The organism is Nitratireductor sp. GZWM139 (assembly GCF_030068685.1).
In the GTDB taxonomy this organism is placed as follows: Bacteria; Pseudomonadota; Alphaproteobacteria; order Rhizobiales; family Rhizobiaceae; genus Nitratireductor; species Nitratireductor aquimarinus.
Map to the genome: position 1 here is coordinate 221489 of NZ_JAMQML010000003.1, position 25092 is coordinate 246580.

At 63.9% G+C, this 25092-nt stretch carries 25 protein-coding genes; 17 read left to right on the plus strand and 8 right to left on the minus strand.

Going from position 1 to position 25092, the window contains the following annotated elements:
- The first annotated feature begins 207 nt into the window (after positions 1-207).
- Positions 208-717, plus strand: a complete 510-nt coding sequence (locus tag NDI72_RS05115) for an OsmC family protein (RefSeq protein ID WP_206547810.1) — start codon at positions 208-210, stop codon at positions 715-717.
- Here the strand turns inward: NDI72_RS05115 and modC are convergent.
- From modC to NDI72_RS05140, 5 genes are all read right to left on the minus strand, one after another.
- Positions 692-1813, minus strand: coding sequence for a molybdenum ABC transporter ATP-binding protein (gene modC, locus NDI72_RS05120; protein WP_283799853.1), 1122 nt, complete (start codon positions 1811-1813; stop codon positions 692-694). The two genes, NDI72_RS05115 and modC, sit on opposite strands and share 26 nt — an antisense overlap.
- Positions 1810-2493: a molybdate ABC transporter permease subunit gene (modB, locus tag NDI72_RS05125; protein WP_206547808.1), complete on the minus strand. Its 684-nt coding sequence runs from the start codon at positions 2491-2493 to the stop codon at positions 1810-1812. The genes modC and modB overlap by 4 nt, the downstream gene beginning before the upstream one ends.
- 9 nt (positions 2494-2502) lie before the next feature.
- Positions 2503-3240 (minus strand): molybdate ABC transporter substrate-binding protein, encoded by a 738-nt coding sequence (gene modA, locus NDI72_RS05130; protein WP_113156001.1) that lies wholly within the window; start codon positions 3238-3240, stop codon positions 2503-2505.
- A gap of 473 nt (positions 3241-3713) precedes the next feature.
- Positions 3714-4409, minus strand: coding sequence for a tellurite resistance TerB family protein (locus tag NDI72_RS05135; protein ID WP_113156000.1), 696 nt, complete (start codon positions 4407-4409; stop codon positions 3714-3716).
- Between the two features lie 119 nt (positions 4410-4528).
- Entirely contained in the window at positions 4529-5299 is a 771-nt protein-coding gene (locus NDI72_RS05140) for an HD domain-containing protein (protein WP_283799854.1), read from the minus strand.
- Between the two features lie 74 nt (positions 5300-5373).
- Here NDI72_RS05140 and NDI72_RS05145 point away from each other — a divergent pair, with 74 nt between their 5' ends.
- Together NDI72_RS05145 and NDI72_RS05150 are read left to right on the plus strand one after the other, a co-directional pair.
- Entirely contained in the window at positions 5374-5955 is a 582-nt protein-coding gene (locus tag NDI72_RS05145) for a TetR/AcrR family transcriptional regulator (protein ID WP_283799855.1), read from the plus strand.
- A gap of 29 nt (positions 5956-5984) precedes the next feature.
- Positions 5985-6158, plus strand: a complete 174-nt coding sequence (locus NDI72_RS05150; RefSeq protein ID WP_283799856.1) for a hypothetical protein — start codon at positions 5985-5987, stop codon at positions 6156-6158.
- Positions 6159-6184: 26 nt separating this feature from the next.
- Here the strand turns inward: NDI72_RS05150 and trhO are convergent, their stop codons facing one another.
- Positions 6185-7135, minus strand: a complete 951-nt coding sequence (gene trhO, locus NDI72_RS05155) for an oxygen-dependent tRNA uridine(34) hydroxylase TrhO (protein ID WP_206544174.1) — start codon at positions 7133-7135, stop codon at positions 6185-6187.
- A gap of 163 nt (positions 7136-7298) precedes the next feature.
- Here trhO and NDI72_RS05160 point away from each other — a divergent pair, with 163 nt between their 5' ends.
- Both NDI72_RS05160 and NDI72_RS05165 read left to right on the plus strand, forming a co-directional pair.
- Entirely contained in the window at positions 7299-8186 is an 888-nt protein-coding gene (locus NDI72_RS05160) for an N-acetylmuramidase domain-containing protein (protein WP_283799857.1), read from the plus strand.
- Between the two features lie 131 nt (positions 8187-8317).
- On the plus strand, positions 8318-8956 hold the full coding sequence (locus tag NDI72_RS05165; protein ID WP_113155999.1) for a 2-dehydro-3-deoxy-phosphogluconate aldolase: 639 nt from the start codon (positions 8318-8320) through the stop codon (positions 8954-8956).
- A 76-nt stretch (positions 8957-9032) separates the two neighbouring features.
- Here the strand turns inward: NDI72_RS05165 and mepK are convergent, their stop codons facing one another.
- A complete protein-coding gene (mepK, locus tag NDI72_RS05170; protein WP_283799858.1) occupies positions 9033-10754 on the minus strand; it encodes a peptidoglycan L,D-endopeptidase MepK in 1722 nt (573 codons plus the stop codon).
- Positions 10755-11034: 280 nt separating this feature from the next.
- Positions 11035-12549: a sigma-54-dependent transcriptional regulator gene (locus NDI72_RS05175; protein ID WP_206547804.1), complete on the minus strand. Its 1515-nt coding sequence runs from the start codon at positions 12547-12549 to the stop codon at positions 11035-11037.
- Between the two features lie 158 nt (positions 12550-12707).
- Here NDI72_RS05175 and NDI72_RS05180 point away from each other — a divergent pair, with 158 nt between their 5' ends.
- The 12 genes from NDI72_RS05180 to NDI72_RS05235 all read left to right on the plus strand — a co-directional run bounded on the left by NDI72_RS05180 (position 12708) and on the right by NDI72_RS05235 (position 25072).
- Positions 12708-14567, plus strand: a complete 1860-nt coding sequence (locus NDI72_RS05180) for a M3 family oligoendopeptidase (RefSeq protein WP_113152914.1) — start codon at positions 12708-12710, stop codon at positions 14565-14567.
- 19 nt (positions 14568-14586) lie between these two features.
- A complete protein-coding gene (locus tag NDI72_RS05185; RefSeq protein ID WP_283799859.1) occupies positions 14587-15741 on the plus strand; it encodes an aminodeoxychorismate synthase component I in 1155 nt (384 codons plus the stop codon).
- A gap of 43 nt (positions 15742-15784) precedes the next feature.
- Entirely contained in the window at positions 15785-16069 is a 285-nt protein-coding gene (locus NDI72_RS05190; RefSeq protein WP_206544169.1) for a YciI family protein, read from the plus strand.
- 94 nt (positions 16070-16163) lie between these two features.
- Positions 16164-17609 carry a homospermidine synthase gene (locus NDI72_RS05195; RefSeq protein ID WP_206544168.1) on the plus strand — a complete coding sequence of 482 codons (1446 nt, stop codon included), beginning with the start codon at positions 16164-16166 and terminating at the stop codon, positions 17607-17609.
- Between the two features lie 143 nt (positions 17610-17752).
- A complete protein-coding gene (locus NDI72_RS05200; protein WP_113152910.1) occupies positions 17753-18136 on the plus strand; it encodes an Omp10 family outer membrane lipoprotein in 384 nt (127 codons plus the stop codon).
- Between the two features lie 31 nt (positions 18137-18167).
- Positions 18168-18848, plus strand: a complete 681-nt coding sequence (locus NDI72_RS05205) for a zinc metallopeptidase (RefSeq protein WP_113152909.1) — start codon at positions 18168-18170, stop codon at positions 18846-18848.
- A 28-nt stretch (positions 18849-18876) separates the two neighbouring features.
- Complete coding sequence (locus NDI72_RS05210; protein ID WP_283799860.1) at positions 18877-20130, plus strand: phenylacetate--CoA ligase family protein; 1254 nt, start codon at positions 18877-18879, stop codon at positions 20128-20130.
- Positions 20131-20374: 244 nt separating this feature from the next.
- Entirely contained in the window at positions 20375-21370 is a 996-nt protein-coding gene (locus NDI72_RS05215) for a DctP family TRAP transporter solute-binding subunit (protein ID WP_206547800.1), read from the plus strand.
- 101 nt (positions 21371-21471) lie between these two features.
- The gene (locus NDI72_RS05220; protein WP_283799861.1) at positions 21472-22167 is read left to right on the plus strand and encodes a TRAP transporter small permease; all 696 of its coding nucleotides are present in this window, start codon (positions 21472-21474) and stop codon (positions 22165-22167) included.
- Positions 22168-22172: 5 nt separating this feature from the next.
- On the plus strand, positions 22173-23792 hold the full coding sequence (locus NDI72_RS05225) for a TRAP transporter large permease (protein WP_206544164.1): 1620 nt from the start codon (positions 22173-22175) through the stop codon (positions 23790-23792).
- A gap of 261 nt (positions 23793-24053) precedes the next feature.
- Positions 24054-24728 (plus strand): GNAT family N-acetyltransferase, encoded by a 675-nt coding sequence (locus NDI72_RS05230; protein WP_283799862.1) that lies wholly within the window; start codon positions 24054-24056, stop codon positions 24726-24728.
- Between the two features lie 140 nt (positions 24729-24868).
- Positions 24869-25072, plus strand: coding sequence for a hypothetical protein (locus NDI72_RS05235; RefSeq protein WP_113155996.1), 204 nt, complete (start codon positions 24869-24871; stop codon positions 25070-25072).
- Positions 25073-25092 lie beyond the last annotated feature (20 nt).

Consider the following 25092-nt stretch of genomic DNA (forward strand, 5'->3'; position numbering starts at 1 on the left):
ATAGTGACTTCTCCCGAATGGCAATTCGCGGTCTCTAGCGCCGCATTGTGACGTCCCGTTGAAGACGGACCCGGCGGCATGTTTCCACCGGCTTGAAGGTGATGCAAGTGAAACTTGGGTGGCAAACCGTAAGTTCGCGGGCTCGTGCTTATGGTGCTATTCTGGGGTTTGATGGCGAGCCCGGTGGGCTCGAAGGAGGTGTATGCCATGGACGCTGCAGAACTGCGCGCCATTCAGGCGCCGATCAAGGACCGCTATCGCGGCGAGCCGGGCGCAGCCCTCATCACGCTTCACGCCAGGGGCGCGCTCGACGATCAGAACATTGCCTGCAAGGTGGAGACCGGCCGCGCGATCGCCATTGCCGGACTGCATCCGGCGACGGGCGGAACGGGGCTGGAGCTGTGCTCCGGCGACATGCTTCTGGAGGCGCTGGTCGCCTGCGCGGGCGTGACGCTGAAGGCCGTGGCCACGGCGCTGGAGATACCGCTCCGGGCGGGCGTGGTTTCAGCCGAGGGCGATCTCGACTTTCGCGGCACGCTGGGCGTGGTGAAGGATACGCCGGTGGGTTTTGCGGAAATCCGGCTGTCCTTCGATCTCGATACGGATGCATCGCAGGAGCAGCTCGATCAGCTGTTGAAGCTCACCGAGCGCTACTGCGTGGTCTACCAGACGATTGCGAAAGGCCCTTCGCTCAGCGTGGCGATGACGCGGATGTGAGCCCGCCGCGCGGGCTTTCGATGCGCGCCATCTCGACGGAAACGGCCTTGAGCAGGGCGTGGACCCGGCTGCCCGGCTGAAGGCCGAGTGCATCCGCCGACTTCGCCGTGATGCGGGCCAGAAGCTGCTGCCCGCCAAAGCCGAGCGCAACGGTGGCGAACGCGCCGTCGCGGCGAATCTCCTCGACAATTGCGGGAAGCTGGTTGCGGATCGACAGCCCGTCATGGGGCGCATTGGCGATGGCGACATCGCCCGCACGCACGCGCAATCGCACCGACATGCCGGGTGCAAACCCGTTTCCGGTCAGCTCGATGCGGTCGTCATCAAGCGCGATGACGGCGGTGTGGTAAGCGGGGTCAACATCCGTGATGCGGCCTTCAAGGATGACGCCGGCCTCGTCGGGATCGCCGCCGGCGGCAAGGCCGAGGCGGGCGAGGATGGCGGCGGCGGGGCCGCTGTCGGAAACGCGTCCGTTTTCGATCAGCACCACCGTGTCGGCCAGACGCGCGACCTCCGAAGTTTCGTGGCTCACATAGAGGATGGGAATGCCGGCCTCGGTGCGGATCGCTTCCAGATAGGGCAGGATCTCGTTGCGCCGCGCCTTGTCGAGCGAGGAGAGCGGCTCGTCCATGAGAAGCAGCGCGGGGTCGGCAAGCAGCGCCCGGCCAATGGCGACGCGCTGGCGCTCGCCGCCTGAAAGCGTGGCGGGTGCAGCGTCGAGCCGGTCTTCAAGGCCAAGCAGGGCCACCACTTCATCGAAGGCGCGGGATGCCGGACGGCGACCGGCCCAGCGGGCATAGGTGAGGTTTCTGCGCACCGAGAGATGCGGGAAGAGGCGTGCATCCTGAAAGACGAAGCCGATGCCGCGCTTTTCCGGCGGGAGGTTCGTGCCGGTGGCCGAATCGAACAGCGTGCGCCCGCCAGCCACGATGCGTCCCGACTGCGGACGGGCCGTGCCGGCGATCATCTTGAGCAGGGTCGATTTGCCTGCGCCGGATGGCCCGAACAGCGCGGTGACGCCTGCGCCGGCCTGAAAGGCGGTTTCGATCTCGAAGCTGCCGGCGCGGCCCCTGATGTCTACGTGTAGAGTGCTCATGCGCGTCCTCCGGCGGTGAGCCTGCGGGCCAGATATTCGGACGCGACGATGGCGGCGAGCGCCAGGGCGACGGCGATTGCGATCAGGCGAAGGGCGGCGGCATCGCCCGATGGCGATTGCAGCAGCGCATAGATGGCGAGCGACAGGGTCTGTGTTTCGCCGGGAATGTTTGAGACGAAGGTGATCGTCGCCCCGAACTCGCCAAGCGCCTTGGCGAAGCCGAGAACGGCGCCTGCTATGACGCCCGGAAGGGCGAGCGGCAGGGTGACGGTGAAGAATACGGTGAGACGCGATGCGCCGAGCGTGCGCGCGGCCTCGCCAAAGCCCTGATCCATGGCTTCGAGCGACAGGCGGATGGGCCGCACGAGGAGCGGAAACGCCATGACGCCGGCGGCGAGCGCCGCGCCCGTCCAGCGGAAGGCGAAGCTGATGCCGAACAGGTTTTCAAAGAGCTGGCCAAGCGGCCCTTTGGAACCGAACAGGATCAACAGGCCGTAGCCGGTGACGACCGGCGGCAGCACGAGCGGCAGGGTGACCAGCGCCTGAACGACGCCCTTTCCGGGGAACTGTTTGCGGGCCAGAAGCCAGGCCACCGCAAAGGCCGGAACGAGCGCGCAGAGGATGGCGGTAAACGCCACCCTCGCGGACAGGAGTATGATCGAAAGTTCGGTCTCGCCCATGTCGGCAGTCTATTCCGTAGCTTCGGAAAAACCGAGATCGGTGAAGATCGCGCGGCCGGCCTCGCTTTTCAGGAAGGCGAGGAAGGCTTCGGCGCTTTCGGCTCCATCCTTCGTAGCGGCGGCGGGGTAGAGGATCGGCGCATGGCTGTCTGCCGGGAAGACATAGGCCCGCACCAGATCGCCGGCGGCTTTCTGGTCCGATCCGTAGACGATGGCCGCTTTGACCTCGCCACGGCTGGCGAGCTCCAGCGCCACGCGGACGTTTTCACCGAACACGGCGTTCTTCTCGACGTCTTTCCAGAGATCGAGGTTTTCGAGCGCCGTGCGGGCATATTTGCCGGCGGGCACATGGCTCGGATCGCCCATGGCGAAGCGCTCGTCAAGCAGGGCGTCGGGGCTGTCGGCCGGCTCTGTCCCCTCTGCGGCTGCGATGACGAGATTGTTGCCGGCGATGATGGTCTCGCTGTCGGCGCGGACCAGGTCGCGTTCGACCAGATACGCCATCCAGTCGGTGTTTGCGGAGATGTAGACATCGGCCGGCGCACCGGCCTCGATCTGGCGGGCGAGAACGGAGCTGGAGGCAAAGGAGACGACCACTTCGTCGCCACCGGCTGCCTGATATTCGCCTGCGGCGCGCTCAATGGCGTCCTTCATGCTGGCAGCGGCGAAGACGGTGAGTTTTTCGGCGGTGGCCGCCGTGGAAAGAGAAGCGAGGAGGGCGAGGCTCACAAGAGCACGTTTGAACATGGAACCACCATAGGTCATTGGCGCGGACGGGTGCCGCGCGCCGGTCAACGGGAATGCATGGTGGTCAGGTCTGGACATTCGCGCCCCGAATGCCGCCCGAACCTTGGGACAGAGGCAGCCATCACGCGCTGCCCGGTTTGGATATTAGGAGGGCGGTGACGGCGGGGTCAAGGGAGGATGGGGCAAAGCTCTGGGGATGGGGGTGGTGTGGTGGCGCGCCTGGTGACGGGGTGTGTGTTTCGCGAATGCCGGTGCCCGCCCCTCATCCTCACCTTCTCCCCGCATGCGGGGAGAAGGGGGCCTCGACGCCGGGGCCGGGTCGTTTGGCGGTGTGCGGCCTTTGGGCTTTAGGCGGGGCGGTTGCGCAGCTTCCTTCTCCCCGCTTGCGGGGAGAAGGGGGCATTGACGTTGAGGTCGGCTTTTCGTCGGGGTGGCCATGACTGGAAGATCATGACCGGACGGTTGAGAAACGGTCAGGCCGTTGCTTCGGAGACGGTTGCCTCGATGTGGTCGACAAGCGGGTCGGGCAGGCGCAGGCGGCCGGCGAGCATGTCGAGATAGCCGCGCTCGGCGCGGGTCTTCGGTTCGATGGTGAGGCGCGAAGCCGTGTAAAGCTCGATCTTCTGGGCGTCGGTCTGTGCGGCCTCGACCAGCGCATCGAGATCGACCGGGCGCTCCAGCTCGCGCATGAGGAAGGCTTCCTCCTCGCTGTCGATGCCGGAAAGCTTGAGCTTGTCGGCGATCTTGGCGCGCTCGCCTTCATCGATATGACCGTCGGCGCGGGCGGCGGCGATCATGGCGCGCACCAGCGCCAGCGCGAATTCGCCTTCGCCCTGCGGGGCCTGGGCCGGGTTGAAGCTGGTGTCTTCCGGCGGCGGCAGAAGCTCGCCTTCTTTCGCAGCCTCGGTCGGCTCCTTGCCGGACTGATAGTTCTGATAGGCCTTGTAGGCGATGCCGGCCACGGCGGCGATGCCGCCGAGCTTGAGCGCGCTGCCGGTGACGGAACGCCCCGTGCTGGTGCCCAGAAGGACAGCCGCGATGGCACCGGTTGCAAGCGGATTGTCCTTGGCGAGCTGAACCGCCTGGCCCGCCTTGTCGCGCACGGTTCCCTGCGTTCCGGGCACCTGTGAGCCCAGAAGGTCGTTCAGCAGCTTCTTTGGATCAAACATCCGCATCTCCTCGTTTCGCGCCTGTCGCGCCGTAGCGTTGGCGAAAAGGTAGGAAGGCATTTGCGGCATTGCAATGTTGCAGGGCGTTGCAACCGGCATGGGACGACGAAAGTCCAATGTCATCCGAAGGGTTCGGCAGGAGCCTTGCCGCCTGACAGCCCGGTCATGATGGCGGGGCGGGTGCCCATTCTGTGTTCGGCCGTCTCGAACCGGAGGGCTTCGATCACGCCGTCGCGCGGAAAACGCTCCAGCACCTGCGCCAGCGTGGCAGGTGCGATGCGGTGGCGGCCAGCGCCGAAAAGATCACAGACCGCGCCGCGCGACACCAGATGCGCCTCCGCGCCATGGGCGCGGGCGGACACCCATCCGTTGAGATGGAGCGCGATGGCGTCGCCGACCTTCCGGCCGGTCTCGCCGCCATGTCCTTTCGCGCAGAGATGATCGCGCGCCCGCTCGCCGCCGCTGAGCGCAAAACAGCGCGTGCAGAGTGACGGCTCGTGGCGCTCGGTCAGGCCGATATCATGCAGGATTGCGGCCGCGAAGAACAGGGCGGGATCGTGGTCGAGGCGCTCATGGGCCGCGATCAACGCGCCGAACAGATAGGTGCGCCAGCTATGGAAAAGCAACGCATCGCGATGGGTCTCCGTGGCGAGCTGAAGCGCATCTTCGACCAGCGCGGTCTGCGGCGGCATCAGCGCGTCGAGCGAGACCGGAGCCGGGGTGAGAAGGCCGAGGCGGTGGCGCACCGTGTCGAGTGCCTGCTGCACCTGCACAAAGGCGAGATTGCCGATGAGGCGGATTTTTTCGCCGCCGCTCAGTGTTCCATCCGTTCCGTGGCCCCAGGCGAGTGTGCCCATGGCTGCATTTCCGGGATGTTTGGATTGGGTCATTGTGATGTGCCTTGATATTTGTACTGTTTCGCATAAAAATGCACGGAGATGAATTTTATGCAAGACGGTACAAAATGATTGCACGCCGAGGACGTCCGCCTGCCTATGACCGCGAAGCGGCGCTGATGGCCATTGCAGAAGCGTTTCGCCTGCGCGGCTATGCCGCTGCCTCGCTGGACGAGATCGCGCGGGCGGCGGGGATGAACCGGCCCAGCCTTTTCGCCGCGTTCGGCAACAAGAAGGCCATGTATCTGGCCGCCCTTGAAGATTACCGGCGGCGGATGGAACGGGCGGTCTCGCCGGCGCTGGAGCGCGAGGGGCCTCTGGGCGATGCGCTGACGGGGTTCTTCGACGCGGCGGTCGGCTTTTATGGCGAGGGTGCTGCTCCGGGCTGTCTGGTTCTGTGCACGGCGACGGCGGAAGCGCCGGCCGATGAGGAGATCGCAGCCGTGCTGGCGGACACGATCCGCGGGATCGAGGCGCAGCTTACGGCGCGGATTGCGCGGGAAGAGGCCGACGGTGAAGTGGCGGGGCTTGCGCAGTTGATGGTGTCGGTTCTGATCGGCATTGCCGTTCAGGCCCGTGCGGGTGTTGACGAGACGGCGCTGAAGCGCTTTGCGCGCGCCGGCGTGGCTGCGGCATTGCGTCAGTCCTGATGATCGAACTTTGACATTTCGCGCATCCGGTGGCGCTGTGGTTCGGCCTTGCCGATACGAGCCCGGTGCATTCGCCGGATTTCGGTGCGACGCTGGATGGCCGTTTCGTCAACAGCACGCTGCACCGGCTTGAAGGCGAGGGCAGCGCCATTCTGTGGACCCATGCGGACGCGATACTCGAGGATCTGGCCGCAGCGGTCTAGAGCAATCCGCTTTTCCTGAAATTGCTTTAGGCTTTGTGCTTCTCTGACGGTGCGCCGATGGGGAAGCTCTCGCCGCGTTTTTCGGCCAGTTCCACCTGGCGCTGGCGCTCGGCATAGCGGGCGCGGTCTGCTTCGCTGCGGGTTTCGGCGCAATGCGGGCAGGAAACGCCTTCCTGAAACAGCGGGGAGGCGCGCTCCTCAGGCGTCAGCGGATGCCGGCAGGCGCGGCAAAGCGTGGCGTCGCCCTCTTCGAGACCGTGGCGCACCGAGACGCGTTCATCGAACACGAAGCACTCGCCTTCCCACAGGCTTTCTTCGGCCGGAACCTCTTCCAGATATTTCAGGATGCCGCCCTTGAGGTGATAGACATCATCGACGCCGATCAGCTTCATATAGGCGGTGGCCTTTTCGCAGCGTATGCCGCCGGTGCAGAACATGGCGACCTTGCGCCCCTTGAGGCGATTGAGGTTGCGCTCGGCCCAGGCGGGGAAGTCGCGGAAGGTTTCCGTTTCCGGATCCTCGGCGCGCGAGAACGTGCCGATGGCGGTTTCGTAGGCGTTGCGGGTGTCGACGACCAGTGTGTCGGGATCGGCGATCAGCGCGTTCCAGTCGGCAGGCTCAACATAGGCGCCGACCTGATTGACGGGATCGACCTCGGGCACGCCCATGGTGACGATCTCCTTCTTCAGCCGCACTTTCATGCGGTGGAAGGGCATTTCGGAGGCCGTGCTGTATTTGACCTCGATGCCCTTGAGGGCGGGGATCGTTTCCAGATGGGTGATCAGCGCGTCGATTGCTTCGGGCGCGCCGGCAACGGTGCCGTTGATGCCCTCGGCGGCCAGAAGAAGCGTGCCGCGAATGCCGTTCTTCTCGCAGAAGGCGGCAAGCTGCGGACGCAGCGCCTCATAATCCGGCAGGGCGGCGAAACGATAGAGAGCGGCGACGCGGAACGTCTGGTCTGGCGAGGATGAAATCATGCGCGGTCTCCTACGCCTCTCCTTTTCAGCTTGCAAGAAAAAGCCGCGTTTTCCTCGGTTTGACGGGGCGGATCCGGGTTTGCGCGGGTTTTCCTGAAGCGGGTTTTCTCCCCGGCTGCGGGGGCGGGTCGATAATTCCCGAAAACGGAGAGGGACGAGCGCGATGTTTTCGGACGCGGAGATCGGTGAAATCAGGATTGCGGCGCTGGCGGCGGGGCTGGAGCCGGCGCTGCTTCTGGCGGTGGCGCAGGTGGAAAGCGGCGGGCAGGTGTCGGCGATGGTGCGCGGCAGGGCGGAGCCGCCGATCCGGTTTGAGGGGCATTATTTCGACCGTCGGCTTTCCGGTGCGAAGCAGGCGGCGGCGCGGGCGGCGGGACTGGCTTCGCCCGAGGCGGGCGCGATTGCCAATCCACGCAGCCAGGCGGCGCGCTGGGCGCTTTTGAAGGAGGCGGCGCGCATTGACCGCAAGGCGGCGTATGAGTCGGTGTCGTGGGGCGTGGGGCAGGTGATGGGCGCGCACTGGAGCTGGCTCGGCTTTGCCGATGTGGAGGCGCTGGTTGCCGAGGCGCGTGACGGCCTTGCCGGGCAGATGCGTCTGATGCTGCGTTACATCGAAAAGGCCGGGCTGAAGGAGCCGCTTGCCGCGCATGACTGGGCGCGGTTCGCGCATGGCTATAACGGGCCGGGCTACCGGCGAAACCGCTATGACCGGAAGCTGGCGCAGGCCTATCGCCTCCATGCCGGGGAGCGTGTCGAAGGAAGGCAGGCTGCTGACGGTCTGCTGAAAATGGGCGCGCGGGGAGAGGCGGTGGAAAGCGTGCAGACCATGCTTTCGGCGCTGGGCTATCCGGTGGTGGCGGATGGCGTTTTCGGGCGGCGGACCGAAGAGGCGCTGAAGCGGTTTCAGGCGGAGGCGGGTATCAGGGTGGATGGCATCGCCGGGCCGGTGACGCGTGCGGCGCTTCGTCGGAGCCTGCCGCTCACCGGGCTTTTCACGCGCGCAAAAGCGTTTGTTTTGCGCCTCTGGCGCGATTTGCCACGGGCGTTTTGAGCGTTGCGGCTTGCCAGTTTCGGAAGAAAAGTGTTCATGGGCGGCGAAATCGATGTATTGAACCGTTTTAAAAGTGCGGTTTCGCACGAAACGGACAGGCCTTGAGGAGAGGTGTGCACATGAACGCTGCCATGCAGAAGAAGAACGACGTATTGCTGGCGATCCTTGAAGGACAGCCGGTCATTCCGGTTCTGAAGATCGACCGTCTGGCAGATGCCGTGCCGCTGGCCCGCGCGCTGGTGAAGGGCGGGCTTCCCGCCATCGAGATCACGCTGCGCACGCCGGACGCCATCGATGCGATCCGTCTCGTCTGCGAGGAAGTGCCGGAGGCGATTGTCGGTGCGGGCACGATCCTGACCTCGAAGGATTTCTCCTATGCAGTGGCGGCGGGCGCGCGGTTCATCGTGAGCCCCGGCATCACGCAGGAGCTGCTTGATGCGGCCTCCATGTCCGAGGTGCCTTTCCTACCGGGCGCGGCGACGCCGAGCGAGGTGATGGCCGCGCGTGAGGAAGGCTACAGCCTGTTGAAGTTCTTCCCGGCCGAACAGGCAGGCGGTGCGCCCTTCCTGAAGGCGCTTTCGTCCCCGCTGGCTTCCATCCGCTTCTGCCCGACGGGCGGCGTGTCGCCGAAGAATGTGGGTGACTATCTTTCGCTGCCCAACGTGATCTGCGTGGGCGGCTCCTGGGTTGCGCCTGACAAGGCGATTGACGCAGGCGACTGGGACGCCATCGAAGCGCTGGCGCGTGAGGCAAGTGGCCTTAGGGGCTGATCGCCTTTTCGCGAAAACCAACGCACAAAAAAAAGCGGGGCCTGGCCCCGCTTTTTTCATGTCTGTTTTCGGCTCGTCAGTTGGTGCGGAACCGGGCCATGGAAATGAAGTTCACGGCCTTGCCGGTGAAGCGCGTGGCGTCGGCGACGGTCACGTCCTGCTGGAACCCGGTCGTGTAGACGGTTTCAGGCGACCGGACGAACTCGCTGTCGAATGCCGGCGGCTGTGTCGGCTTTACGGCTTCGTTCAGCATGGAGTTGCGGCTGAGTGCGCGGATCGGCGCTTCGCCGGTTGCCGCAACGACGACGGGCTGTGCGCCCGGTGCGATGTCGTTGGGGCCGGGCTTGGCCGATTTGCGCGTGCTGCGCGAACGGATTTCCGGGCGCGGGGCAGCCTGCTGGTCCGCACGGGCCAGAAGCGCCTGACGCGGCGATGCGGAGACCGGCTGGCCACGTTCAGGCTGTGCCGGAGCCGCGGCAACCGTGACGGCAGCCTGCTCATCTACCTTGAGCGCAAAGTCGCTCTCAGGCGCGGTGACTGCTGCGGGCTGCGGGCGCGGCTGGGGCTGTGCGGCGAGGGTGAACTCGTCGGACGGCGCAAGAGCCTGAGCCGGACGGCTGGACGGCAGCGGCATGTAGGCGGCCGTGGTGATCGGTTCTTCTTCCTGCGCGGCATCGGCCAGCACGCCGGCAATGGCGTCGGAGGCCTGGGGCTCTGCAGCGGCGATCTGTGCAAGCGCTTCCTGCGTCGAGGTTTCAGGCGCGTATTCCGGACGCTGCGTGGGCGTCGGAATGTTCGCTGCGACCAGAACGGCAGTGCCTGCATCCTGCGGCGTTGCCTCCTCAATGGTCGGCGCTTCCTCAACCGGCTTTACCTCGAAGGGCAGGGGTTGCTGGCCAACTTCGGCGGCAGGGCGCGGTGCGGCGCGCGGCGTGGGAACGCTGCGCTGGGGCAGGGCGGCAAGGATCGTGCCCGGCGTTTCGGGCTGCGGCTCAGGTGCGGCTTCCGGGGCAGGCGCGCGGCGGGCTGCCGGCTGACGCGCGGCAACCGTTGTGGTTTCTGCGTTATCCTCTTCCTCGTCGGCGCCGCCGCCGAACAGCGTGGCGAGAAGACCGCGTCCACCGCCGCTATTGCTCTTGCTGCCGGTGTCGCGGGCGACCTGAATGGTGCTGCCCTTGCGCTTGCGCGCTTCATAGGAGGCGAGCGCCTGCTTGTAGCCGGGGAGCGGTTTGCCGTCGGTCGGCACGTGGATCGTGTTGCCGCTCGGGAACACGGCGAGAAGCTCTTTGCGGCTCATGCGCGGCCAGTGGCGCACGCCGCCGACATCGATATGGATGAAGGGCGAGCCGGAACGCGGGTAATAGCCGACGCCGCCGGCCTGAAACTTCAGGGCGGAATTGCGCAGGGTGGAGAGCTTCACGCCGGGAATGTAGAAGTCGATCGCCTTGCCGAGCATGTGCTGGCTCTTTTTCGCGACGCCGCTGGAGCGGCTGCGGAGCATGGCGTTGGTCTGCGGCGAACGATAGGCGGACACGACATGGATGTAATCGCGGGCACCGGCGGCGCGGTAGGTCTCCCAAAGCAGGTCGAGAACCTGCGGATCCATGTTGGTTGGTTCGTTTCGACGCCAGTCGCGCAGGAAACGGTTCACCTGCTTCAGGCCGCTCTGGATGTAGCGTCCGTTGCGCTTGTAGGTGATTTCCGCGCGCTCCTTGGTATGGATGAAGTAGAGCTTCAGCGTGCGCGTTTCAGCGTGCGCGGCAGGCGCTGCTGCCAAAAGCGCGCTGGCTGCGAGCATCAATCCGGCGAGGAACCTCACGCGTGCGAGTGAAGCCAAGCGCCATACAGGTGCGTGAACGTCGTTCTGTCTCAAGGTCCGTGGCCTTACAGGCTGGTGTTTGTCCCCCGAGCCTTTGGCCCGGAACTCTATCTTCCCACCTTACGAGTATTCGATTTAATGGTTAATTCCATCTTATTAAAGTAGGAATGCGCAAAGACGATGGCGATATCGTGGCGAAGCGTGACGACGCGCCGCAGGGTAAATGCCAGGTTAATGCGTGGACTGTGCTCTATTGGCCTCAGTCTTCATTCGGGCGTGTGCGCCCGGTCGGATCGATCCCGAGATCCTTGAGCTTGCGGTATAATGTCGAGCGACCAATGCCGAGACGGCGCGCTACTTCGCTCATCTGGCCGCCATAATGTTCGATGGCGAGCCGGATCATGTCGTTCTCGATCTCTTCCAGCGGACGGATCTCATTGTGACCGTCCAACGCCTTGATGAAACCCTTCCGAACCCGCTCTGCCGGCGTTGCTGCTGTCCCGCCCGTTGTCTCTTGGCGGTGCTCGGGGGCCAGCGCTTCCTGTGCGGGTGAGGCGGTGACAGCCTCGAACTGCGCCTCATAGGGGTCGATCCCTTCCACCTGCGCACGGATCTGTGGGAAGTCGGCGACATCGAGGACGCCGGTCTCGCAAAGCACCACGGCGCGGAAGACCGCGTTTTCGAGCTGGCGGATATTGCCGGGCCAGTCATAGCGTTCCAAAAGCGCAAGGGCCGGGCGCGCAATGCCGGTGACGCGGCTTGCCGCACTGTCTGCAAAGCGGGCGATGAAGGCCTGCACGAGAAGCGGTATGTCTTCCTTGCGGTCGCGCAGCGGCGGAACCATGATCGGGAAGACGTTCAGGCGGTAGAAGAGGTCTTCGCGGAAGCGGCCCTCCTTCACCCGCTCAATAAGGTTCTGATTGGTGGCCGAGACGAGGCGGATGTCCACCTTGCGCGTGCCGCGTCCGCCGACCGGATCGATCTCGCCTTCCTGCACCGCGCGCAGAAGCTTGACCTGCACGTCGAGCGGCAGATCGCCGATCTCATCGAGAAACAGGGTGCCGGTGTCGGCCTCGGCAAATTTGCCGGCGCGCTTTTCGGTTGCGCCGGTGAACGCGCCCTTGTCGTGACCGAACAGGATGCTCTCCACCAGCGTGTCGGGGATCGCGCCACAATTGACGGTGACGAAAGGTTTGCGGCGGCGGGCGCTTGCTGCCTGAATGGCGCGGGCGATCAGCTCCTTGCCTACGCCGGATTCACCTTCGATGAGAACCGGGATGTCGCTCGCGGCGGCCTTCTCTCCCAGCTTCATGACGCGCGCCATGGAGGGGCTGTTGGTGACGAGGGCTTCGAAAGAGGCGGTTTCGGCGGGCTTCTGGCTCCTGCGCTGGCGCGTCTCCATCGCGCGGACCTTGAGCGCATTGCCGATGGCGGCGCCAAGGCGCGCAGGGGCAACGGGCTTGACGATGAAGTCGAACGCGCCGGCGCGCATGGCTTCGACAGCCGTGTCGATGCTGCCGCGCGATGTCTGGACGATGACGGGAATGTCTGTTCCGTCGCCATTGAGGTGTTCGAGCATTTCAAGCCCGCCCATCTCCGGCATCATGAGATCGAGAACGATGGTGCGCGGCGTCTGTTCGGTGCGCTCCAGAACGCCAAGCGCTTCGCGTCCGTTCTCGGCAAGCAGCGCCGTGTGCCCGAGTTTCTCCACCGCAGCCTGAAGGAGGCGGCGCTGGACCGGGTCATCATCGACTATGAGAACGGCTTCCGACATGTCGCATTTATGCAATGGCGTTAGAGTATCGAGCGCGCTTTCCGCGCACGGGCTGGATCAAAATGGCATAGGCTTCTAAACAAGGGTTCAAGAATCCCGGTGAACGAAACCTTTCGTCGTCGCGGAGAAATGACCGAATTCGGCAGAACGAGGATTACATGGCCAAGTACACTGGCAGGGTCGCGCGCCCTGCGGCAACGGATGCGGCAATTGTGGCTGACAGGGCCGCTTCGGAATTCGGCAAGCTGCCAGAATGGGATCTGACGGATCTTTATCCCGCAATCGAGTCGCCTGAGCTGAAGCGCGATCTGGACCGCGCAGCGGCAGAGGCTGCCGGTTTTGAGAGGGCCTGGAAGGGCAAGCTCGCCGACGAGGTGGCCAAGGGCGCGGAGAGCCGGCTGGGCGAGGCCGTGGAGGCCTATGAGGGGCTTGAGGAACTCATGGGGCGCATCGTGTCCTATGCGGGGCTTCTCTATGCAGGCGACACCTCCGACCCGAAGCGCGCAAAGCTTTATGGCGACGTGCAGGAGAAGCTGACCGATGCGAGCGCGCATCTGATCTTCTTCACGCTGGAGCTCAACAAGATTGACGATGCGGCCATTGAGGCAGCGCTTGAGGCGGATGCCCGGCTGGCTCATTACCGGCCCTGGGTGCTCGATATTCGCCGCGACAAGCCCTATGAGCTGGAAGACCGGATCGAGCAGCTTTTCCATGAAAAGTCGGTCACCGGGCGCGGTGCGTGGAACCGTCTCTTTGACGAGACGCTGACGGGGCTTCGCTTCACGGTCGATGGCGAGGAACTGGCGCTGGAGCAGACGCTCAACCTGTTGCAGGACGCCGATGGCGAGAAGCGCCGCAGGGCCGCCGAAGCGCTGGCGGAGACGTTTGGCAAGAACCTGCGCACCTTCACGCTGATCACCAACACGCTCGCCAAGGACAAGGAAATCTCCGACCGCTGGCGCGGTTTCGAGGACATTGCCGACTCCCGCCACCTGGCGAACCGCGTTGAACGCCCGGTTGTCGACGCGCTGGCCGAAGCCGTGCGCACGGCCTATCCGAAACTGTCGCACCGCTATTACGCCATGAAGGCGAAATGGCTGGGCATGGAGGTTCTGAACCACTGGGACCGCAATGCGCCGCTGCCGGAAACCCCGCAGGCGGTGATCGGCTGGGAGGAAGCGCAGAAGACCGTGCTCGACGCCTATGCGGCGTTCGATCCGCGCATGGCGGAGATCGCCGGGCGCTTCTTCGACCGCAACTGGATCGATGCGCCGGTGCGTCCGGGCAAGTCGCCGGGGGCGTTTGCCCATCCGACCGTGCCTTCCGCGCATCCCTATCTGCTCCTGAACTATCTGGGCAAGCCGCGCGATGTGATGACGCTGGCGCATGAGATGGGCCATGGCATCCATCAGGTGCTGGCGGCAAAGCAGGGCGCGCTGATGGCGCCGACGCCGCTGACGCTGGCCGAGACGGCCTCCGTGTTCGGCGAGATGCTGACCTTCCGTTCGCTGCTTGACCGAACCACCGAAAAGCGCGAGCGCAAGGCGATGCTGGCGCAGAAGGTGGAGGACATGCTGAATACGGTTGTCCGCCAGATCGCCTTCTACGAGTTCGAGCGCAAGGTGCACTCCAGGCGGCGCAGCGATGGCGAGCTGACCTCCGAGCAGATCGGCGAGCTGTGGCTTGAGGCACAGAACGAGTGCCTTGGCTCTTCGGTGAAGCTGCGCGAGGGATACGAGACCTTCTGGGCCTATGTCCCGCACTTCATCCATTCGCCTTTCTACGTCTATGCCTATGCGTTCGGCGATTGCCTGGTGAACTCGCTCTTTGCGGTCTACCAACAGGCGCCGGAGGGCTTTCAGGAGAAGTATTTCGCCATGCTCGAGGCAGGCGGCACGAAGCATCATTCCGAGCTTCTCGCGCCGTTCGGCCTCGATGCGAGCGATCCGGACTTCTGGAGCAAGGGGCTGTCGGTCATCGAGGGGCTGATCGACGAGCTCGAGACGCTCGACGGCTGATCCGGGCGCGTTCGACCCGATGCTGACGGACCTTCGGGGGCAGGCTCTTTTTCGAGACGACATGGCCGGGCGGGAGCTTTTCTTCTCCCGCCCGCGCGATGTTCTGATCGCATGGGACGGCCCGTCATTTGACGACATGCTCGCCCGCGCCGAGAAGGCGCGGAGCGATGGGTTCTGGCTTGCCGGATACATGGCCTACGAGGCCGGTTATCTGCTGGAGCCGAAGCTGAAACCGCTCCTGCCGGAAGAGCTACAGCAAGCAGGGCGGCGGGGGCCGCTTTTGTGTTTCGGCGTGTTTGATGCGCCGGAAGAACGCGCGGTGCGGCCCGTGCTTGATGTGCGCGATGCGGCGCTTGGCGATGCGCAGCCGCTCTGGACCTTTGAGGATTACGCTCCGCGTTTTGAGCGGCTGCATGCGCATCTGCGCGCAGGCGACTGCTATCAGGCGAACCTGACCTTTCCGGTCCATGCGCGCTGGGAGGGGGAACCGGCGGCGCTGTTCGATGCGCTCGGCGCGCGCCAGCCCGTGCGTTATGCGGCGCTTTTGGATCTTGGCTGGCCGGTCATCGTTTCGCGCTCGCCGGAACTGTTTTTTCAGGTTTCGCGCGATGGCTGGATCGAGACCATGCCGATGAAGGGAACCGCGCCGCGTGGCGAGACGCCGGACGAGGATGCGGCGCTGAAGGATTTTCTGCGCAACGATCCGAAGAACCAGGCCGAAAACCGGATGATCGTCGACCTGCTGCGCAACGACATTTCGCGCATCAGCGAGGTGGGTACGCTGGACGTGCCGGAGCTGTTCCATGTGGAGACCTATCAGACGGTGCACCAGATGGTGAGCCGGGTTCGGGCGCGGCTGACGCCGGGAACGGGGCTGCGCGAAATCTTTTCCGCACTTTTTCCCTGCGGCTCGGTGACGGGCGCGCCCAAGATACGCGCGATGGAAATCCTGCATGCGCTGGAGGCGGGGCCGCGCGAGGCCTATTGCGGCTCGGTCGGCTGGGTCGCGCCCGATGGCACGATGCGGTTCAACGTGGCGATCCGCACGGTTTCGCTCTTTGAAGACGGGTCTGCGATCTACAATGTGGGCGGCGGGGTCGTGTTCGATTCCACTGCCCGGGGTGAATATGAGGAAGCGCTCGTGAAGGCGCGCTTCGCGAAAATCGAGAATTAGAGCGGTTCCCGCTTTTCCTGGAATTGTTATTGGAGATCAGGGCATGTTCATTGTTTCGCTGCGCTATGTGGTTCCGGTCGAAGAGGTCGAGCCGCATATGGCCGGTCATATGGCGTGGCTGGACCGCTGCTATGCCGACGGCATTTTCATTGCCTCCGGGCGCAAGGTGCCGCGCACCGGCGGGGTGATCCTGGCGCGGGGCGAGCGCGCGGCGCTGGAAGCGTGTCTTGCGGAAGATCCCTTCGCGGTGCACGGGGTTGCCGAATTCGAGATCATCGAATGCGCCATCTCGCGCACGGTCGACAGGCTGGATGCTCTTAAGGAATAACAAAGCCTGTCTGAACCAGAACCGTTTTTGCTCTTTATTATGACAGGCTTATATGTTTTGGAAATTCAGACATTCTGTTTCGGAGAGGCGCGCAATGGCTGCTAACGACTGGCCCATCCATGGTGAAATCACCGGACCGATCGTGATGATCGGGTTCGGTTCTATCGGGCGCGGCACGCTGCCGCTGATCGAGCGCCATTTCAAATTCGACAAGACGCGCATGGTGGTGATCGACCCGGTCGATACCGACCGCAAGCTGCTGGACGACCGCGGCATCCGCTACGTGCAGGCGCATGTCACCAAAGACAATTACAAGGAGCTGCTCAAGCCGCTTCTGACCGAGGGCGAAGGGCAGGGCTTTTGCGTCAATCTCTCGGTGGACACGTCCTCGCTCGACCTTATGAAGCTCTGTCGCAAGCTCGGCGTGCTCTATGTCGATACGGTGGTCGAGCCGTGGCTTGGCTTCTATTTCGACGACAAGGCCGACAACGCATCGCGCACCAATTATGCGCTGCGTGAGACGGTGCGGCGGGAAAAGGCCAAGAACCCGGGCGGAACCACGGCGGTTTCCACCTGCGGGGCCAATCCGGGCATGGTTTCGTGGTTCGTGAAGCAGGGGCTGGTGAACCTTGCCGGCGATCTTGGGCTAAAATTCGAGGAGCCCGCGTTCGATGACCGCGAGGGCTGGGCGAAGCTCATGAAGAAATGCGGTGTGAAGGGCATTCACATCGCCGAGCGCGACACCCAGCGCGCGAAGAACCCGAAGCCCATGAACGTGTTCTGGAACACCTGGTCGGTGGAAGGTTTCGTGGCCGAGGGGCTGCAGCCGGCGGAACTGGGTTGGGGCACGCATGAGAAGTGGACGCCGAAAAACGCGCGCAAGCAGAAGAAGGGCAACAAGGCAGCCATCTTCCTGGAGCAGCCGGGCGCGAACACGCGCGTGCGCAGCTGGTGCCCGACGCCCGGCCCGCAATACGGTTTTCTCGTCACGCACAATGAATCGATCTCCATCGCGGATTTTTTCACCGTGCGCGACAAGAAAGGCAAGCTGGTCTACCGCCCGACCTGCAATTACGCCTATCACCCCTGCAACGACGCCGTGCTTTCGTTACACGAGATGTTCGGTGCGGAAGGCAAGGCGCAGCCCGAGCAGCATGTGCTGGATGAGAACGAGCTGGTCGACGGCATGGACGAGCTGGGCGTGCTGCTCTACGGCCATGACAAGAATGCCTACTGGTTCGGCTCGCAGCTGACGCTGGAAGAGGCCCGCAAGCTCGCGCCCTACCAGAACGCGACGGGACTGCAGGTTACCTCCGCCGTGCTCGCAGGCATGGTGTGGGCGCTGGAGAACCCGGAAGCCGGCATCGTCGAGGCGGACGAGGTGGATTACCGCCGCTGTCTCGAAGTGCAGCTGCCTTATCTCGGACCGGTGAAAGGCTATTACACCGACTGGACGCCGCTTGAGGGGAGGCCGGGCCTCTTCCCTGAAGATCTGGACGAATCCGACCCGTGGCAGTTCCGCAACATTCTCGTGCGCTGAGCGTCAGGCGGCGCGCTGCGCTTGCAATGCCGGCAAAATCGGGCAATTGAAACGGGTATAGTTCGGTCCCCGCCGGGGGCCGGGCCTGATGAAAAGACGGTGCGCGACCGGCAGGAGCCGGTTGGCGACAGGAGGCCAAGGCTATGAGAACACGTAATATTTTGACGCTTGGAGCGGTGGCGGCTGCACTGGCGGTGGCTGGTTGTCAGACCGATATGGGCAGCGGCGGCGGCCCGCGCATGGCGCGGCAGACCGGCGTCGAAGGGCAGTGGATGGGCACGGACGGTGTGGCCGTTTCGACCCTGCAGGGCGGACGCTTCAGCTCCCGCTCGATCCAGACCGGTGAAGTGCTGACCGAGGGGTCGTACTCGCACCGTGGCGGGCAGACCATCGAGCTTTCCTTCTATTCGCTGAAGAGCCAGCAGCAGACGGCAGCCACATGCCTTCTGGCCTCAAGCGACCGGATGAACTGCACGCTGGCCAACGGAACGAACTTCGTTCTCAACCGCGCCTCCGGCGTTTCCTGAACCTTGAAGGGGCGGGGACGAGCCGCGACACATGCTGTTTGCCGTCCTCGCCCTTCTTCTGCTTGCCGTGATCGTGTTGCCGCAGTTCTGGGTGCGGCACACGCTGGCAAAGCACGGGGATGACCGACCGGACATTCCCGGAACCGGCGGGGAGCTTGCCCGCCATCTGCTCGACCGCTTCTCGCTGCCGGATGTTCCCGTCGAAACCAGTGACCGGGGCGACCATTACGACCCGCAGGCGCGGGCGGTCCGTCTTTCCGAAAATGTATATTCCGGGCGTTCGCTGACGGCGGTGGCCGTTGCCGCGCATGAGGTTTCGCACGCGGTTCAGCACGCAAATGGCGAACGCTCCTTCAGGGCGTGGCAGGGGCTTGCGCGCTTTGCCATGGTGACGGACAAGGCGGCGGGCATCTTCTTCATCGCTGCGCCTTTTCTCGCCATTCTGGCCCGCACGCCCATGGCGCTGGTGGCGCTTCTCGCGGTCGGGGTCGGGCTCCTTTCGGTGCGCGTTCTGGTGACGCTCGCCACGCTGCCGGTAGAGCTGGACGCCAGTTTCGGCAAGGCGCTGCCGGTTCTGGAGAAGGGCGCCTATGTCTCAGAGACGGATATGCCGGCCGTGCGCTCGGTGCTCAAGGCAGCGGCGCTGACCTATCTGGCGGCGGCACTCATTACCTTGGTCGATCTTGCCCGCTGGGTGCGATTGTTGCGATAACATGGCCTGAACCCATGGGGGAGGAGCCATGTCACCGCATTTCGATGCGCTGGAAATCCGCGATCCGGCGGAGCGCGAGCATGATTTGTTTTCACGCCTGCCGCGCTTTCTGAGCGACGCCGTTGGCAAAGCCGAAGGCCTTGCGGACTGGCTTTCCGACCATGATCTCTCAAAAATTGTGGATCGGCAGGCTCTTGCCAGCCTGCCTGTGCTGCGCAAGCCGGAGCTTCTGGAACGACAGAAGCAGAACCCGCCCTTTGGCGGGTTTGTCGACCCGGATGCGCTGGAGGGCGCGCGGGTGTTCATGTCGCCGGGGCCGATCTGGGAGATTCAGGGAGCCGGGGCCGATCCCTGGCAGGCGGCCCGCGCCTTCTTTGCCGCCGGTGTGCGGCCGGGTGCGCGCGTGCACAACGCCTTTGCCTATCACATGACGCCGGGCGGCTTCGTGCTCGACACGGGCGCGCGGGCGCTGGGCTGTGCGGTGTTTCCCGCCGGCACCGGCAACACCGACATGCAGGTGGAGGCGGCAGAGGCGTTTCGGCCCGACGTCTATGCGGGAACGCCTGACTTTCTGCAGATCATGCTGGAGCGCGCGGACAGGGATGGCAGGGACCTCTCATCCATCCGCATCGGCCTTGTTTCCGGTGGTGCGCTGTTTCCCTCCATGCGGGAAGCCTATCGCGCGCGCGGCATTTCGGTGCTGCAATGCTATGCGACGGCGGAGTTCGGGGTGATCGCCTATGAAACCTCCGGGCAGGACGGTGCGCCGCTGCCGGGCATGGTCTTGAACGAGAATCTGATCGTGGAGATCGTGCGGCCGGGCACTGACGATCCGGTGCCGGAAGGCGAGGTCGGAGAGGTGGTGGTCACATCGCTCAATCCTGCCTATCCGCTTGTGCGGCTGGGCACCGGCGATCTCTCGGCAATCATGCCGGGGGAAAGCCCCTGCGGGCGCACAAACATGCGCATCCGGGGCTGGATGGGGCGCGCCGACCAGCGCACCAAGGTCAAGGGCATGTTCATCGACCCGAAGCAGATCGCGGAGCTGATCCGCCGGCATGGCGCGGTTGAACGGGCGCGGCTGGTGGTGACGCGCGATGGCGCAAGCGATGCGATGGCCCTGCATGTGGAGGCGCATGCGGGCGCTGAGCCGGACGCAGCCGCCATTGAGGCGACGCTGCGCGAAGTGACCAAGGTTGGCGGACAGGTGCATCTGGCGGAGCCCGGAAGCCTGCCGCGCGACGGCAAGGTGATCGCCGACGAACGCGACTACTCAGACTAAAGCATAAGAGCGAAACCCATTGAGGGCTCCTCCTCTCGCTTGATTTCAGGGCACCCGTATCACAGGATACAATTATAGCGGTGCTCGGATGGCGTGTGCCTTTCGTGCAATGCCCAAGAACAAGGTAGCGCCCAAGAATAAGGTAGCGCCCCAAAACAAGAATGAAGCGGCTCACAAAGGCCGCATTGGATGACCCGTCGCGTATGACGCGCATGACGGAGCGTGCACAGTGGAGGAGACACTCATGCGATTTCTGATTGGCGCCGTGTCGGCGCTTGCCCTGACCGCTTTAGCCACGCAGGCCCAGGCCCAGTGTGACGATGGCGAAATGGTCATCAAGTTCAGCCATGTGGTTGCCGACAAGGGCCACCCCAAGGGCGATGCAGCGACGCTTCTTGCCGAGCGCGTGAATGAGGAGATGAACGGAACCGCCTGTATGGAAGTGTTCCCGAACTCGACGCTTTACGACGATGACAAGGTGATGGAAGCCCTGCTTCTGGGCGATGTGCAGCTCGCTGCCCCCTCGCTTGCGAAATTCGAGGCCTACACGCTGAAATACCGCCTGTTTGACCTTCCGTTCCTGTTCCCCACACTGGATGCGGTGAACAGCTTCATCGGCTCCGAGGAAGGGCACGGGCTTTTGAAGGTTATGGAAGACGAGGGCTATGAGGGGCTTGGCTTCTGGTCTTCGGGCCTCAAGCAGTTTTCGGCTGGCAAGCCGCTGATCGAGCCGCAGGACGCGGCGGGGCTGAAGTTCCGTGTGCAGACCTCCGACGTGGCCGTCGCCATGATCGAGGCCATGGGTGCATCGGCGCAGAAGCTCGCCTTCAAGGAAGTCTATGGCGCGTTGCAGACGGGCGTTGTGGACGGCCAGGAAAACAGCTGGTGCAACATCTACACCCAAAAATTCTTCGAGGTGCAGGACGGCATCTCCCAGACCAACCACCAGCTCCTTGCCTATCTTCTCGTGACCTCGACCGAATGGCTTGAGAGTCTCGATCCGGCGGTGCGCGATCAGTTCGTGGCCATCGTGGAAGAGGTGACCACGACGGCGAACAACAATGTTGCCGAGCAGGAAGCGACCTGCCGCCAGAACATTCTGGATGCAGGCGGCACGATCCGCGAGCTCACGCCCGAGCAGCGCGCCGTATGGGTTGAGACCATGAAGCCGGTATGGACGCAGTTCGAAGGCGACATCGGCGCGGAGCTGATCGAGTCTGCTGCTTCCAGCGGCTCCTGATCCCATAACCAATCCCGGCGCGGCGTTTCCCCTCGCCGCGCCTTGCAGGGCCGTCCGCTTTCAGCGGGCGGTCTTGTGGCAGGTGTTTTCGGGAGGAAAACATGGCGCTCTTGTGGCCGGCGCTCGGACTCGTCGCCCTCGTGATTGTGCTGTTCGTACTGGAACGGCGTTATCCCGATGCGGTGGGGCGGTTTGAGGAAAACATTCTCGCCATTCTTCTGGCAACCATCACATTCGTTTCGTTCACGCAGGTGATCGCGCGTTACGGCTTCAACAGTGGCTGGGGCGGTGCGCTGGAATTCACGCGCATCCTGTTTGCCTGGATGATCCTTTTCGGCATGAGCTATGGCGTGAAGAACGGCATCCATCTGGGGGTCGACGCCTTTATCCGCATGATGCCGTCGCGGCTCTTCAAGCTGGCGGCGATCTTCGGGGCGGTGTGTGTCTTCCTCTATGCCTTCATCCTGCTCTATGCGGGCTGGATGACGCTGGTCGGCGCGGATGTCTCCACCAACTGGCGGCAGACCGGGGCCATCGGCTACTGGAAATTCATGTTCGACCGGGGCACCGGCCTCGATGATCTGCGCTATCCCCTGTGGATGCAGGAGGCCTTTGGGCTGCAGGACCGTGTGCAGCGCTGGGTGGCCTATCTGATGCTGCCGGTCGGGCTTGCGCTGCTGGCTTTTCGCGCGCTGCAGGGCGTGGTGAGCATCGCCCGTGGCGAGCGCGATCTGATCATTGCCGGCCATGAGGCCGAGGATCTGGTCGCCGAAAACAAAGACGCGTTGAAGGAGTAGCGGCGATGGAACCAGCCATTCTGTTCATCCTCGTCCTGTTCCTTCTGTTCATGGGCGTTCCCGTGGCGGTGGCGCTCGGCCTCTCGTCGCTGATCATCATCGCGTTCTTTTCCAGCGATTCCATATCGTCGGTGGCGCTGCAGCTGTTCACCGCGTCGCAGAACTACACGCTGCTTGCCATTCCGTTCTTCATTCTGGCGTCGGCCTTCATGTCGACGGGCGGTGTGGCGCGGCGCATCATCCGCTTCGCCATCGCCTCGGTCGGTCATTTCCGTGGCGGTCTGGCCATGGCGTCGGTTCTGGCCTGTATGATGTTTGCGGCCCTTTCCGGCTCGTCGCCGGCAACGGTGGTGGCCATTGGCACCATCGCCATCGCGGGCATGCGGCAGGTCGGATACACCAAGGAGTTTGCGGCCGGCATCATCGCCAATGCGGGCACGCTCGGCATTCTCATTCCGCCGTCCATCGTGATGGTCGTCTATTCGGCGGCGACGGATGTTTCGGTTGGCCGCATGTTCCTGGCTGGTGTGGTGCCGGGGCTGGTGGCGGGCCTGATGCTGATGATCGCCATTTATGTGATGGCGCGGGTGCGCAACCTGCCTGCGGAAGACTGGAAGGGCTTTGGCGAGATCATCGCGGGCGGCAAGGAAGCCGGCTGGGGCCTGTTCCTGATCATCATCATTCTGGGCGGCATTTATGGCGGCGTTTTCACGCCGACCGAGGCGGCGGCCGTTGCCGCTGTCTATTCCTTCCTTGTGGCGGTCTTTGTCTACCGTGACATGGGGCCGATGAAGGGCGAGCAATGGGTGCGCGATGAGGATGGCGTCAATGCGCGCATCGGGTTCTCCGCGACCGTCTATGCGCTGGCCTTCTTCTTCGTCTGGATGATCCTGACCTTCTTCCTGACGGCGGACTGGGAGGGCGTCACGCTTCAGGGGCGCACGCTGACGGGCATCGTGCTGTCGCTGGTGGCGATGGTCGCCTATGCGCTGTGGCGCGGCAAGCAGGCCGGTTCCCGCGGCCTTGCGGGGCTTCTGGTGGCCAGCCTGCCGATCTGGCGGCGCAATCTGGGGCTGATGGGGCGCAATTTCCTGCGCGCCTTCTTCAACGAGGAAACGCGCAAGGTGACGGTGGACGCCGCGCGCACGACGGTGATGCTGATGTTCATCATCGTCAACGCGCTGCTGTTCGCCCATGTGCTGACCGCCGAGCGCATTCCGCAGGCGATCACCGCCCTCATGGTCGATGCGGGCTTCACCTGGTTCACCTTCCTGATTGCCGTGAACCTGCTCCTGCTTCTGGGTGGCCAGTTCATGGAGCCGTCGGGGCTTCTTCTGATCGTTGCGCCGGTGGTGTTCCCCATCGCCATGGAGCTTGGGGTCGATCCGGTGCATCTCGGAATCATCATGGTGGTGAATATGGAGATCGGCATGATCACGCCGCCGATCGGGCTCAATCTGTTCGTGACGAGCGGCATCACCGGCATGAGTCTGATCCAGGTGGTGCGGGCGGCAGCGCCCTTCGTGCTGGTGCTGTTCGTCTTCCTGATCCTCGTCACCTATGTACCGTTTATGTCAACATGGTTGCCCTATAGCCTTATGGGGCCTGAGATTGTGACGCGATAATCGGGATTTGAGGGATTGCGTTAAGTAAACGTTAACGAATTCGCGCTTAGGATTCTGGATGTCGGATCGGCTTTCCTCCTCCCAAGCACGGTTCGAAGCGGGGCGGCCGACCAGTGGCCGCTCCGCCCGTTTTCCACCCTGATATTTCCTCTTCCAAGGTGCTCTTGGTGTTTCTGGCGCAGCCTGCGTCTGGAGCTGGGTCTGTTCTGTGCAGGGCGGGCGTGCTTTTCAGGAGAAAAGGCGCTTTTGGAGGAAACCGACATGCAGACCGATCTCTCCGGCTGGACAGCAAGGCCGCGTCCCGGGCGCGCCGCTCTGGAGGGGCGCACCGTGCGGCTGGAGGCGCTTGATCCGGCGCGCCATGGCGACGGGCTCTACGCGGTTTCGACCGTCCCCGATGCTGGCGAACGGTTCCGCTGGCTGGGCGATTATCCGCCGCTGAGCCGTGAGGCGTTTCAGGAATGGCTGGAACAGGCGGCTGCCAGCGCCGATCCGTTTTTCCATGTGGTGATCGATCAGGAGACGGGCGCGGTTGGCGGGCGGCAGGCGCTGATGCGCATCGATCCGTCCAATGGCGTGATCGAGGTGGGCAACATCTATTGGGGGCCGGGGATTTCACGAACGGTGCGGGCGACCGAAGCGCTCTATCTGGTGGCGCGCCATGTGTTTGAGGATCTGGGCTACCGGCGCTTCGAGTGGAAGTGCAACAACGCCAACGAACCCTCGCGGCGGGCGGCTGAGCGCTTTGGCTTCACCCATGAGGGGCTGTTTCGGCAGCATATGGTGGTCAAGGGTGAGAACCGTGACACGGCGTGGTTTTCCATGCTCGACAGCGAGTGGCCGGCCCTAAAAAGTGCATTTGACGGATGGCTTGATCCGGCCAATTTCGATAAGGAAGGCCGACAGAAGAAGCGGCTGGAAGCGTTCCGGGACTGATCCGGGGCGGATTGATTGCAGGCGCTTTTGTTGTGGCAACGTGCAGGCGGGCGGGAATGCCCGGGGCTGCATCAATGATTGCGATGGTCCTTTGTGCGTCGGAATGGACGCGGGACGATCTGGAAGACGGACGGGATCACTTGTCGGAAAATCGCAAGGCGGCGATCGCGGCCGCGCTCATCCTCATCGGTTTTGGCGTCGTGGCGTATCTGATGCCACGCATCATGCTGGCCATTGGCGAGTATTCGCCCTGGGCGGCGGGCACTTTCGCGGCGCTGTTCGTACTCGCGTTTTTCGGCGTGTTCTGGCTTCGCGCGCGCGCCCAGAAGAAGAAGCGGGACTGACCCCGCTCCCTTTTCGTCAG

Bases quoted from the DNA above. Each gene is read 5' to 3' on its own strand.
- NDI72_RS05115 (WP_206547810.1), top strand. From the start codon at position 208: ATGGACGCTGCAGAACTGCGCGCCATTCAGGCGCCGATCAAGGACCGC.
- modC (WP_283799853.1), bottom strand. From the start codon at position 1,813: ATGAGCACTCTACACGTAGACATCAGGGGCCGCGCCGGCAGCTTCGAG.
- modB (WP_206547808.1), bottom strand. From the start codon at position 2,493: ATGGGCGAGACCGAACTTTCGATCATACTCCTGTCCGCGAGGGTGGCG.
- modA (WP_113156001.1), bottom strand. From the start codon at position 3,240: ATGTTCAAACGTGCTCTTGTGAGCCTCGCCCTCCTCGCTTCTCTTTCC.
- NDI72_RS05135 (WP_113156000.1), bottom strand. From the start codon at position 4,409: ATGTTTGATCCAAAGAAGCTGCTGAACGACCTTCTGGGCTCACAGGTG.
- NDI72_RS05140 (WP_283799854.1), bottom strand. From the start codon at position 5,299: ATGACCCAATCCAAACATCCCGGAAATGCAGCCATGGGCACACTCGCC.
- NDI72_RS05145 (WP_283799855.1), top strand. From the start codon at position 5,374: ATGATTGCACGCCGAGGACGTCCGCCTGCCTATGACCGCGAAGCGGCG.
- trhO (WP_206544174.1), bottom strand. From the start codon at position 7,135: ATGATTTCATCCTCGCCAGACCAGACGTTCCGCGTCGCCGCTCTCTAT.
- NDI72_RS05160 (WP_283799857.1), top strand. From the start codon at position 7,299: ATGTTTTCGGACGCGGAGATCGGTGAAATCAGGATTGCGGCGCTGGCG.
- NDI72_RS05165 (WP_113155999.1), top strand. From the start codon at position 8,318: ATGCAGAAGAAGAACGACGTATTGCTGGCGATCCTTGAAGGACAGCCG.
- mepK (WP_283799858.1), bottom strand. From the start codon at position 10,754: ATGCTCGCAGCCAGCGCGCTTTTGGCAGCAGCGCCTGCCGCGCACGCT.
- NDI72_RS05175 (WP_206547804.1), bottom strand. From the start codon at position 12,549: ATGTCGGAAGCCGTTCTCATAGTCGATGATGACCCGGTCCAGCGCCGC.
- NDI72_RS05180 (WP_113152914.1), top strand. From the start codon at position 12,708: ATGGCCAAGTACACTGGCAGGGTCGCGCGCCCTGCGGCAACGGATGCG.
- NDI72_RS05185 (WP_283799859.1), top strand. From the start codon at position 14,587: ATGCTGACGGACCTTCGGGGGCAGGCTCTTTTTCGAGACGACATGGCC.
- NDI72_RS05190 (WP_206544169.1), top strand. From the start codon at position 15,785: ATGTTCATTGTTTCGCTGCGCTATGTGGTTCCGGTCGAAGAGGTCGAG.
- NDI72_RS05195 (WP_206544168.1), top strand. From the start codon at position 16,164: ATGGCTGCTAACGACTGGCCCATCCATGGTGAAATCACCGGACCGATC.
- NDI72_RS05200 (WP_113152910.1), top strand. From the start codon at position 17,753: ATGAGAACACGTAATATTTTGACGCTTGGAGCGGTGGCGGCTGCACTG.
- NDI72_RS05205 (WP_113152909.1), top strand. From the start codon at position 18,168: ATGCTGTTTGCCGTCCTCGCCCTTCTTCTGCTTGCCGTGATCGTGTTG.
- NDI72_RS05210 (WP_283799860.1), top strand. From the start codon at position 18,877: ATGTCACCGCATTTCGATGCGCTGGAAATCCGCGATCCGGCGGAGCGC.
- NDI72_RS05215 (WP_206547800.1), top strand. From the start codon at position 20,375: ATGCGATTTCTGATTGGCGCCGTGTCGGCGCTTGCCCTGACCGCTTTA.
- NDI72_RS05220 (WP_283799861.1), top strand. From the start codon at position 21,472: ATGGCGCTCTTGTGGCCGGCGCTCGGACTCGTCGCCCTCGTGATTGTG.
- NDI72_RS05225 (WP_206544164.1), top strand. From the start codon at position 22,173: ATGGAACCAGCCATTCTGTTCATCCTCGTCCTGTTCCTTCTGTTCATG.
- NDI72_RS05230 (WP_283799862.1), top strand. From the start codon at position 24,054: ATGCAGACCGATCTCTCCGGCTGGACAGCAAGGCCGCGTCCCGGGCGC.